The 10102-nt window shown below is 71.6% G+C and carries 11 protein-coding genes and 1 pseudogene; 7 read left to right on the top strand and 5 right to left on the bottom strand.

Annotation, left to right across the window (positions count from 1 at the left end; all coding sequences use genetic code 11):
* On the bottom strand, positions 1–1399 hold a 1399-nt coding region (locus QH283_RS03125), incomplete at its 3' end, for a hypothetical protein (RefSeq protein ID WP_280501510.1).
* Between the two features lie 142 nt (positions 1400–1541).
* On the opposite strand from QH283_RS03125, the gene QH283_RS03120 reads away from it, so the two are divergent.
* The 4 genes from QH283_RS03120 (at position 1542) to QH283_RS03105 (ending at position 5128) form a co-directional block, all read left to right on the top strand.
* A complete protein-coding gene (locus QH283_RS03120; RefSeq protein ID WP_280501509.1) occupies positions 1542–2612 on the top strand; it encodes an LLM class flavin-dependent oxidoreductase in 1071 nt (356 codons plus the stop codon).
* 77 nt (positions 2613–2689) lie between these two features.
* Positions 2690–3592 (top strand): metal-dependent hydrolase, encoded by a 903-nt coding sequence (locus QH283_RS03115; protein WP_280501508.1) that lies wholly within the window; start codon positions 2690–2692, stop codon positions 3590–3592.
* Positions 3593–3612: 20 nt separating this feature from the next.
* Positions 3613–4704, top strand: coding sequence for a PDR/VanB family oxidoreductase (locus QH283_RS03110; RefSeq protein WP_432420644.1), 1092 nt, complete (start codon positions 3613–3615; stop codon positions 4702–4704).
* A 73-nt stretch (positions 4705–4777) separates the two neighbouring features.
* A complete protein-coding gene (locus QH283_RS03105) occupies positions 4778–5128 on the top strand; it encodes a hypothetical protein (protein ID WP_280501507.1) in 351 nt (116 codons plus the stop codon).
* Between the two features lie 46 nt (positions 5129–5174).
* Here QH283_RS03105 and QH283_RS03100 read toward each other — a convergent pair whose 3' ends face one another.
* Both QH283_RS03100 and QH283_RS03095 read right to left on the bottom strand, forming a co-directional pair.
* The gene (locus tag QH283_RS03100) at positions 5175–5651 is read right to left on the bottom strand and encodes a nucleoside deaminase (RefSeq protein WP_280501506.1); all 477 of its coding nucleotides are present in this window, start codon (positions 5649–5651) and stop codon (positions 5175–5177) included.
* A 222-nt stretch (positions 5652–5873) separates the two neighbouring features.
* Positions 5874–6683: a DUF72 domain-containing protein gene (locus QH283_RS03095; protein ID WP_280501505.1), complete on the bottom strand. Its 810-nt coding sequence runs from the start codon at positions 6681–6683 to the stop codon at positions 5874–5876.
* A 233-nt stretch (positions 6684–6916) separates the two neighbouring features.
* Between QH283_RS03095 and QH283_RS03090 the strand changes: the two genes are divergently transcribed.
* Positions 6917–7078 carry a hypothetical protein gene (locus QH283_RS03090; protein WP_157101242.1) on the top strand — a complete coding sequence of 54 codons (162 nt, stop codon included), beginning with the start codon at positions 6917–6919 and terminating at the stop codon, positions 7076–7078.
* Here the strand turns inward: QH283_RS03090 and QH283_RS03085 are convergent.
* Positions 7038–7514: a hypothetical protein gene (locus tag QH283_RS03085; protein ID WP_280501504.1), complete on the bottom strand. Its 477-nt coding sequence runs from the start codon at positions 7512–7514 to the stop codon at positions 7038–7040. The genes QH283_RS03090 and QH283_RS03085 overlap by 41 nt on opposite strands.
* Before the next feature lie 245 nt (positions 7515–7759).
* Between QH283_RS03085 and QH283_RS03080 the strand changes: the two genes are divergently transcribed.
* A complete protein-coding gene (locus QH283_RS03080) occupies positions 7760–8653 on the top strand; it encodes a universal stress protein (RefSeq protein ID WP_280501503.1) in 894 nt (297 codons plus the stop codon).
* 32 nt (positions 8654–8685) lie between these two features.
* Here QH283_RS03080 and QH283_RS03075 read toward each other — a convergent pair whose 3' ends face one another.
* Positions 8686–9255 (bottom strand): MarR family winged helix-turn-helix transcriptional regulator, encoded by a 570-nt coding sequence (locus tag QH283_RS03075; RefSeq protein ID WP_280501502.1) that lies wholly within the window; start codon positions 9253–9255, stop codon positions 8686–8688.
* Between the two features lie 71 nt (positions 9256–9326).
* Between QH283_RS03075 and QH283_RS03070 the strand changes: the two are divergent.
* Positions 9327–10102, top strand: a pseudogene (locus QH283_RS03070) (FUSC family protein); the annotation flags it as partial.

The following is a 10102-nucleotide window of genomic DNA, read 5'->3' as shown; positions in this document are numbered from 1 at the left end:
GCGCCGCTATCTTCAGCACCCCCCCGAATGTCCCCTCCCAGCGCGCCCCGCCCGGCCCGAGCGGGCGGGTGCGCGGCATGGGCTCGTCCAGCGGCGCCAACCCCACCTGCGCGGGGGCGCGCCGCTGCCCGGTCGCCGCGTCCACGGCGGTGTAGTACACCGGTCCGGCCTGCTGCGGGCCCGGCTGCGCGGACAACGGGCCGTAGGCCAGCGCGTGGATCGCTCCGTCGGCGCGGGAGAGCCTGGGCAGGGTGGCCATCCGGTCGCCGGTCTCCCACACCCTGACGCAGCCGTCCTCGGCGACGTCGAAGCGGGTCAGTCCGCCGATGAAGGCGGCCTGCGGCGGATCGCTCGGACCGTCGGTGGCGTTCGGGGGATAGGCGAAACCGTAGGTGCTCGGAATGAACAGCGCGTCGCCCCAGGCCATCGGCGAGTTCTCGGTGCCCTGCCCCGAGGTCTCGAAAGCCGGTGTGCGGCAGAGGATCGAGCCGTCGGCGGTGCGGTACACCACCAGGTGCGGCCGCTCGGCGTCGTCGACGATCGCCACCCAGGCGTCGCCGCCCGGTCCGAAATAGGTCGGGGTGGTGCCCGAGCCCGCGGCGAGCTGCCCCGGTCTGCGGGTGGTGCCGGCCTCGTACTCGCGCCGCCACACGATTCCGGGCACGCCCGTCTCGTCGGCGCGCATCTCGTAGAGCGCGCGATTGGTCAGCACCGAGGCGCCACCGGCGCGCACGGTCAGGCCGTTGGTCAGTTCCTCCGCGTCCGGCAGGCGGATCGCGCCGATCCGGCCCTCGGCGTCGACGGTGCCGACCACGCCGCCGGTCGTGGCGAACCAGATCCGGCCGTCGTGATCCGGCGCGACCCCGGTGACCGCGTCACCGGCGGGGACAGCGCTCGCCAGGTCGATGCGCTCGTCGACGAACAGCCGCGTCGAACCGTCGGCCTCCCGACGCTGCGCGACCTTCACGATCGCCCCCGACCCCTCGGCCACCACCACCCGGTCGGCGCTGTCGAGATAGCCGTAGACCCCGCCGAGCAGGCCGCCCTTGGCCAGCTGCAACGAGGCCACCGGCCGCGCGGACTCCGGGTCGAACACCACCACCGTCGGCGCCACCACGGTGAGCGGGTCGACCCCGACGAACGCCGTGCACAGCGACACCGGCACGCCGGCCGAGGTGAGGAAGGTCGCGCTGCACACCCCGCCGGGCGCCGACCAGGCGGCCACCCGCGCGCCCGGCCCCGGACCCGGATGCGGCGTGGTGTCGGTCGACGCGAGATCGCCGTGCATGAGCGCGGTTCCGGCGGGCCCGATGTCCGCCGGCGCGGCGGCCGCGGGCCCGGTCGCCGTCGCGCACAGCAGGGCGGCCATCGAGAGGACACTCGTCGTCGGGCGAGGCATCGACCACTTCCTCGGGCAGCTCGGCGGGCGACCCGGGCATCCGGGGCGCGATCGCAGGCAGGGTACCGCGCCACCTCCGGGAATTGTGTTCTGCTCGAGCGCAAAGCTTTCGGACCGCGCCGCAACGCGATTCACTGCCCGCATGGGTTCCGACGCCGCCACCGGATCCGATCAGCGGATCACCCGCCTGGCGTTCCTGACGCCGGGCAACTACCCCGACGACGATCCGGCCACCGGACTCGAGGACACCTTGCGATTGTTCGAGTACGGCGAGGCGCTCGGTTTCGTCGGCGCCTGGATCAGACAGAGTCTCCTCGAACACGGCGTCGGCTCGGCGGCGGTGTTCCTCGCCGCGGCCGCTCAGCGCACCCGCCGGGTCGAACTCGGCGCCGCGGTCATCCCCATCGGCTACGAGAGCCCGTTCCGGCTGGCCGAGGACCTGTCCATGGCCGACGTCCTGTCCGGCGGCAGGCTGCAACCCGGCTTCAGCGCGGGCGTCCCGCCGCACGCCGACCTCATCGGCCACCGGGTGTTCGACGGTGACTGGCGCGCCTACGATCTGTCCTACGGCCGCATCGAACGGCTCATCGACAATCTGCGCGGGGAGTATCTCGGCGACCCCGACACGGTCATCGAATCGCCGGGCAACATCCAGCGCCCCCGGCTCCAGCCCTACAGTCCGGGCCTGATCGATCGCCTCTGGTACGGCGGCGGCAGCCTGCGCTCGGTGCGCTGGGCCGCGCGGCACGGCCTCAACCTGCTCACCGGCAATGTCGTCTTCGCCGACCGCAGCGACGATTTCACCACCACCCAACTGGACCTGGTTCGCGAGTACCGCGCCGGCGTGCCCGCCGATCGCTCGGCGCGACTGGCACTCGGCCGGGTCGTCGTTCCCCTCGACAGCGCCGACCGGGCCACCAGGGAGCGCTACCGCCGTTACGCCGCGAACAGACACGAACGCACCCTTCGCCCCAACGGCGAGCGGCGGGTCATGTTCGCCCCCGATCTGGTCGGCACCGCCGAGGAGATCGTCGAACGCCTGCGCGCCGACCCGGTGTTCGCCCACACCACCGAACTGCGCCTGGAACTGCCCTACGAGTTCCGTCGCGACGACTACGAGCAGATCCTGCACGACACCGTCACCGCGATCGCCCCTCGGCTGGGCTGGCGGCCCTCGGTCGACACGGCGTCGCCGGTGGAAGCCGCGAAATAACTGAACTTGCCGGTAACTGTTACCGGATGTACTAGATAGGTGTACGCTGCTCCTACGGAACACACCGAGGAGTACCGATGCCGCTACTTCGCAGGACCCGCCGCGGGCCGCAGACCGACCCGGGCGAGGTGACGCTGCACCCGCGCGACGTGCGATTCGACTGGACGGGCGCCCCGCTGCACTGGCTGCGGCACGAGCCGATCGCCTCGCACGTCGTCAACGCGCTGAACCTGCTGCTCCCCGAGGGCGAGCGCATGTTCTGCGCCGCCTACACCGAGGCCCTGCCGCACGTCGCCGACGAGAAGCTGCGCGAGGCCATGCTCGGGTTCATCGGTCAGGAGGCCATGCACGCGCAGACCCATGACCGGGTGCTGCACGAGGTGCTGGCCGCCAACGGCATCGACCCCGGGCCGTACCTGCGCCAGGCCGAACATCTGTTCCGTGTCACCCTGTGGCCCGCATCCTCGTCGGGGGTGGCCGGACGGCAGGCCATGATCGAGCGCCTGGCCTTCATCGCCTGCCTCGAGCACTTCTTCGCCTTCCTCGGCGACTGGGTGCTCAACGCCGACCTGGAACGCTTCGACGCCGACCCGCGCATGGCCGATCTGTTCCGCTGGCACGGCGCCGAGGAGGTCGAACACCGCCACGTCGCCCACGAGGTCGCCGAGTACTTCGGGGTCGGTTACCTGCGCCGATCCGCGCTCATGGTGCTGGTCTTCCCGATCTTCCTCGGCCTGGTCGTGCGCGGTGCGGCGTTCATGATCCGCCAGGACCCGGCCCTGCCCGACCTCGGCTATCCACGCCTGCTCGCAGGCGTCCTCGGGGCCATGCGCCGCGGCGCGCTGCCCGGCGTGCCCGCTCTGGCCGCCAGCGCCCTGTCCACCTTCCTGCCCGGCTACCACCCGGAGTCCGTTGGCTCGACCGCGCAGGCCATCGCCTATCTCGCCACCTCCCCGGCCGCCAGGGCCGCCGCCTCGTGACCGCCCGCCGCCCAGGTCTCGTGAGCACCCGCGCCCTGCCCGCCGACCTGTATGGCCGTGGCCGCCCCGACCTCGCCTTCGCCGTGGTCGACGCGCTCGCCACCCTGCGCCTGCGCTGGGCGAGCCTGGCCCACCGTCGCGACCCGCGGTTGCGCGCCGATCAGCGCACCCTCGCCCTCGTCGTCGCGAGCCGCCGCGTCGAAGCCCGCGACCAGGACGTGGTGAGCCTGTCGCTGCGGGCCCGCGACGGCGGCGCACTGCCCCCGTGGCGGCCCGGCGCACACCTGGACATCACCCTGCCCTCCGGCCTGCGCAGGCAGTACTCGCTGTGCGGCGACCCCGCCGAGCGCGACCGCTACCGCATCGCGGTCCGCCGTATCCCCGGAGGGAGCGGCTCGGTCGAGGTGCACGACGCGCTCACCGTCGGCGCCCCGCTGAGCGCCACCGGCCCACGCAACGCCTTCCCGTTCGCCGTTCCCGGCCACGGCTCACCGGCCACCCGGCTGCACTTCGTGGCGGGTGGCATCGGCCTCACGCCGATCCTGCCGATGGCCGGGCTCGCGCACCGCCTCGGCGTGGACTGGTCGATGATCTACACCGGCCGATCCGCGGACACCCTGCCCTTCCTCGGCGAACTCGCCGCCTTCGGCGATCGCGTCACCGTCCGCACCGACGACGAGCACGGCTTGCCCGACGCCGCGGCCCTGCTGCCCGGCGTCGGCGCGGGCACCGCCGTCTACTGCAGCGGCCCCGCCCCGATGACCGCCGCCGTGATCGCCGCGGTCCGTGCCGTCGCGGGCGTGGAACTGCACGTCGAGCGCTTCTCGCCGCCACCGATCGTCGACGGCGGCCCCTTCGAGATCGAGCTGGCCTGCACCGGCGAGGTGCTCGGCGTGCCCGCCGACGAGACGGCCCTGACGGCGTTGCTGAAGCTGCGGCCCGATCGCCCCTACTCGTGCAGGCAGGGTTTCTGCCGCACCTGCCGGGTCCGCGTCCTCGCCGGCGAACCAGACCACCGCGACACCGTGCTCACCGACGCCGAGCGCGCCGAGGGCGCCTGGCTGCCGTGCGTGTCCCGCTGCGACGGCGGCAGACTCGTGCTCGATCTGTAGCCGAGGGACACTCCCGCGCGATTTCACTACGGAATGTAGTAGGAGAGTGGGAGATCCATTAGTCTCGGGTGCCATGGATGTCGTCTACAACTTGATCGTCGTCACCCACTTCCTCGGCCTCGCCGCCCTGATCGGCGGGTACGCCGCCGGGCAGCCGAAGGTGAACGAGGTGATGGTGTGGGGCGCGCGGGTACAGATCCTCACCGGCGTGATCCTCGTCGGCATGGCCGAGTCGATCGACTCGCTCGGCAAGGATCCGAACATGACCAAGATCAGCATCAAGCTGGTCATCGCCCTCGCGGTCGCCGCCTTCGCCGAGATCGGCCGCGCCGACGCCAAGAAGGGTAAGGACGCCGCGTGGATGACCCACGCCGCGGGCGGCCTCGGCATCGTCAACGTCCTCATCGCCGTTCTCTGGACCTGACGACCCCGGCCCGCCGCGGACTGCCCGCCGCCGCGCGTGCGGTGGGTCAGGCGCCGCCGCGGGCGTTGTAGACGGTGAGGCCGCGTTCGACGGCCACCCGGCCGTACTCGGCGAACATCGACACCGCTTGTTCGCGGCGCACGCCGATCACCACCTCGACCCCGCGGCGGCGCAGCTGCTCGGCCCAGTCCTCGCGCATGGGACCCTCGTCGAAGCCGGTGAGGTGCTCCACCTCGGGGCCCTCACCGGCGATGACCAGGCGCTTCACGCCCGACCACAGCACCGCGCCGTAGCACTGCGCGCACGGCCGCCAGTTCACCACCAGCTCGCCGGTGGCGGTGTCGACGACGAGCGCCGCGAACGGCCCGCCGGAGCCTTCCAACGGGTTGCGCGCGGCCAGCCGCAGGGCCAGTTCCATGCGGTCGGCATGGGTGGGCAGGACGGTGGGGGAGTGGGCCAGCTCCTCGAGAACCCAGTCGGGCAGGGTGGCGCCGAACGATCGCGGCAGGCGGGTGAGGTCCACGGCGAGGTCCCTTCTCGTGGGTGCGAGCGGGTGGTGCTCGCCCTCGCACGGTAGGGGGACGCAGTTGCGGAGCGATTACCAGGGTGGGTCGCCACCATGTCGTCCAATCCGTGTCGATAAGGAGATATTTCGATCTAGACATGTGATCGACTCTCCGAGGTATCGACCGAACTGCCGAAACCGTCAAAGCCGCAAGGAGGGAAGGGGGCGCCCTCGGGCCACTCAGCCGGCGACCCGCTTCCGCAGGGCGATCGCGTCCCGTGGCGCCATGACCTTGGCATCGTTGTCGAAATAGACGTACACGTCACCGTTTTCGGCCCAGTGTTCGATCCTGGCCGCCCACATGTCCAGCGCCTCGTCGGTGTAGCCGCTGACGTACAGTTCCTCGCCGCCGTGCAGCCGCACGTAGACGAAATCGCTGGTGACATCGTCGAGGAAGGGGAACGTGCCCGCGGTGTCGGCCACCACGAGAGCGATGTCGTGCTCGCGGAGCAGGCCGGGGAAGCCGGGGTCGGTGAAGCCGGGGTGGCGGACCTCGAGCGCGTGCCGCATCGGACGGTCGGCGTCGACGGTGAGGTGAGGGTGTTCGACGCGATCGTCGTGGCCTGCGGCGAGTTCGGCGGCGGCCGCGGTGGTGCGGGGGAGGGCGTGGAAGAAGTCGGCGAGCAGCACCGGGTCGTAGGACAGGGTGGGCGGCAGCTGCCACAGGATCGGGCCGAGTCTGCCGCCGAGGGCGAGCACCCCGGAAGCGAAGAAGTTGGCCAGGGCGGTTCCCGGATCGCGCAGCCGCTTCATATGTGTGATGAAACGGCTGCCTTTCACGGCGAAACGGAAATCGGCCGGGGTCTGCTCGGTCCAGCGTAGATAACTCGATGGTCGCTGGAGCGAATAGAAGGAACCGTTGATTTCCACGGTGTCCATTCGCTCGGCGAGATATGTCAATTCCTGGCGGTGCGGCAGGCCGGGTGGATAGAACACGCCGCGCCACGGCGGGTAGACCCACCCGGAAGTGCCGATTCGGATCGTGCCCATGCCTCCATCCTGCACCCCCTGATATCAGGGGCGCGGCCGGGAAACGCTGTCGCCCTTGGGAAGGGCTGGTATCGCGGGCGGACACGATGGTCGTACACTTTTCTCGCTGCTGCCGCCCTGACCGGGGCGGCCTTCATGCGATCGAGATGTAATTCGAGGGTTCGCCGAGGTCGTCGTCGGGTACGAAGAGACGGTTGTAGTTCTGGTTCGAACAAGTTCGTGGAGGATGAGAAATGCCGAAGGTCGATGCCGTGCGGCTGTCGAGTGAGCTGGGCATCGGTTTGCCGCAAGCCATGTTGCGGTTGCGGCGCGAGGCCCATCCCGGTGAAACCGAGCACGACACGTGCCTGCGTCTCATCGCCGAGGAATTCCGCCGCCGCAAGCACGGGGCCTGATCCGCTCCGGTGGGCGGCGATCCTCGTCGGCGCCGCCCACCGGATCGAGCGCGTCGAGCACCGCCGTGCGCGGGGGTAGTCGCAGCCGTCCCGGAGCGGGCTCTCCCGCCCAGCGCCACCCGAAGCCGTTGTCGGCGACGGGCAGGATCACCCGCCGCCCGCGCTCGCGCACGGTGATCCCTGCCTCGGCCAGCCGCCGGCGTCGCGCCGGGCCGATCGGCCCGAACGGGCGGACCAGGAAGGTCCACATCGTGTCGCGCGGATTTCGGATCGCCGGTGCGGGGCGCTCCAGGCCCGCCGGGCTCGCGGACAGTCGTGCCAACACTGTGATGCCCACCTCGGCGGGCACGTCGATCGCGCCGATGCGGGGCCCGCACACCAGGGTCGGCCGGTAGCTGTCGAGTTCCACCGGAAAGCCGTAGCGGTGGCGCAGCACGTGCGCGATTTCATATGGGGTGCAACAGGATTCGAACACCCGACGAGATCATCATCAACCGGTTGCCTGCCCGTTGCGCCGCTGTTGCCTGTGCATTGCGCCCCGCCCGGCCCGCTCGCGGCCGCCGTGGCGGCGCGGTGTGATTCTCGTCGGGGCGCTACCGGGGAACCGGCCGCGAGTGGGGCATGCTGGCACCGGAGGCCGGGACGCATCCCGGACAGGCGTTGGAACGGGAGGAACCCGAGGTGGCCGAGACACGGGAGTACGCGAGCGAGCAGGTGATCGTGGCCGCGGTGGACGGCTCGGAGAGCTCGCGCCAGGCGGCGGCGTGGGCGGCGGAAGAGGCGGCGCTGCGCGGCGACACCCTGCACCTGCTCACGTCGGTGGCGGTGAGCACGGGTTACGGCTCCGGGCTCACGCTGCCGGAGACCGAGCTCGAGCTGTTGCAGGCCGACGGCGAGCGGATGCTGGCAGAGGTGCGCGAACAGATCGCGAAGACGGCCGAGGACGGTCTGCGGATCACCACGGAGGCGACGTTCGACTTCGTGATCCCGGCACTGCTGGCATGGTCGGAGCGGGTGCGGATGATCGTGGTCGGCTCGCGCGGTCTCGGCGCGTTCAAGCGCGGCCTGCTCGGTTCGGTGAGCACCTCGGTGACCAGGCACGCGAAGTGCCCGGTGACGGTGGTGCACGAGACGCCGACGGGGGTGGCGCGGGAATGGGCAGGCAAGCCGATCCTGGTCGGCGTCGACGGCACCGAGAACAGCGTGGGCGCGGTCGAGTACGCCTTCGACGCGGCGTGCAGGCGCGGGGTGCCGCTGGTCGCGCTGCACTCGTGGAGCGACACCAGCAGCCTGGAGCTGGGCATCGTGGACTGGGAGTCGATCGCCGCCGACGAGGAGGCGTTGCTGGCCGAGCGGCTGGCCGGTTTCGGCGAGCGGTACCCGGACGTGGAGGTGCGGCGGATCGTGGTGGCGAACCGCCCGGTGCGATCGTTGCTCGACGCCTCGGCCGACGCGCAGCAGGTGGTGGTGGGCAGTCACGGTCGCGGCGGCTTCACGGGCATGCTGCTCGGTTCGACGAGCAACGCGCTGATCCACACCGTGGAATGCCCGATCACGGTCATCCGCAAGGCCTGAACGCGGGAGCCCTCACCGGGACGCCGGGTCGGTCACGGACCGATCCGGCGTTCGACGTTGTGGGCGACGCGGCGCAGCAGGTCGGTGAGGGTGTCGATCTCGGCCTCGGTGAGGCCGTCGAGCATACGGCGCTCGCGGTCGAGCCTGCGGGGGAGTTGTTCGCGGACGAACCCGCGGCCGGCCTCGGTGAGTTCGAGCAGCACGACACGGCCGTCGCGTTCCAGGCGGCGGCGTTCGACCAGGCCCAGCCCGGCCAGGCGGTCGGTGTGTTTGGTGGTGGCGGCCCCGGAGATGCCGGTGACGGAGGTGACCTCGCTGGCGCGCAGCGGGTGCGGGCTGCGGGCGAGGGTGCACAGCACGTCGAATTCCGAGCGGGTGACGCCGGAGCCGGTGAGTTCGCGGTCGAGCTGGGCGAGCGCGAGTGAGCCGATGCGGGTGACGCGGCCGATGACGTCGATGGGGGTGGTGTCGATGTCCGGGTGGGTCTGCGCCCAGGCCTGGCGCACCCGGTCGATGAAGTCCTCCGGCGCGGCGGGGGCCTCGGCGGGCGGGCGGGGGCTCGCGTGCGGTGCTGGGGAGCTGCCGGGCGTGGATCGGGCCATGTCCGCCATGGTAGTGAGCCTCACAGACACTTTTCATAGATAATTTACTCGTAAATTAATACGCTGTCCGGGTGCAGCCTCTTGCCACCGACCTCGACCACAGCCGCCTGCGACACTCGACCGCCGCGCTGGCGCACTCCGTCTCGCCCGCGGCATGGCGGGCGGCGCTCGAGGTGCGGCCCGCGGACGCGGTGGTCGCCTCGGCGGTGCGGGTCGGCGTCGCGGTGGCGCTGGTGCTGGTCGTCGGTGGCCTGCTGGATGTGCCGCAGCTGTCGGGTTTCGCGGCGCTGGGCGCGCTGAGTTCGGCGTTCGCGCGCAACGAGCCCTATCGGGTGCTGGCGGGCAAGGTCGCCGTGGTCGGCGCGTGCGTGGTTGCCTATGTCGGGCTCGGCGCCGGCCTCGGCGTGGCCGGGCTGGGCAGCGCGCCGGTGATCGCGCTGCTCTCGCTCGCCGCCGGCGTCGCCTTCTGGCTGCTGGGAGCCTTCGGCATTCCGGGTCCAGGACCGGTGGTGCTGATCTTCGCGGCGGCGGGCGCGTCCGGTTACGCGGGCACCGCGGCCGAACTGTGGGCGGCCCTGGCGGCCGCGGCGGCAGGCGCCGCGGTGGGATGGGTGGTCACCATGTCGCCCGCGCTGCTCAACCCGCACGGTCCGTCGCGTATCGCGGTGGCCAGGGCGTTGGCGGCGGTGTCGGCGCTGGAAACGGTGCCGGACGGCGAGCGCGACGCCGCCCGGTCGGCGGCGCGGTCGGCGCTGGCGAAGGCCGGGCAGACGATCGCGGCGGCCGGGCCGGAGCCGAGCGGGCACGCGCGTGAGCTGCTCGCCCTGCTCGCCGCCGCCGAAACCGT

Origin of the sequence: Nocardia farcinica (assembly GCF_029867845.1) — a bacterium.
Classification (GTDB): domain Bacteria; phylum Actinomycetota; class Actinomycetes; order Mycobacteriales; family Mycobacteriaceae; genus Nocardia; species Nocardia farcinica_A.
The sequence above is the reverse complement of the archived record's forward strand: the minus strand, read 5'-3'. Positions and strand labels throughout refer to the sequence as shown.

Coding starts and splice junctions, on each gene's coding strand:
- QH283_RS03120 (WP_280501509.1), top strand. CDS start 1,542: ATGGGTTCCGACGCCGCCACCGGATCCGATCAGCGGATCACCCGCCTG.
- QH283_RS03115 (WP_280501508.1), top strand. CDS start 2,690: ATGCCGCTACTTCGCAGGACCCGCCGCGGGCCGCAGACCGACCCGGGC.
- QH283_RS03105 (WP_280501507.1), top strand. CDS start 4,778: ATGGATGTCGTCTACAACTTGATCGTCGTCACCCACTTCCTCGGCCTC.
- QH283_RS03095 (WP_280501505.1), bottom strand. CDS start 6,683: ATGGGCACGATCCGAATCGGCACTTCCGGGTGGGTCTACCCGCCGTGG.
- QH283_RS03090 (WP_157101242.1), top strand. CDS start 6,917: ATGCCGAAGGTCGATGCCGTGCGGCTGTCGAGTGAGCTGGGCATCGGT.
- QH283_RS03075 (WP_280501502.1), bottom strand. CDS start 9,255: ATGGCCCGATCCACGCCCGGCAGCTCCCCAGCACCGCACGCGAGCCCC.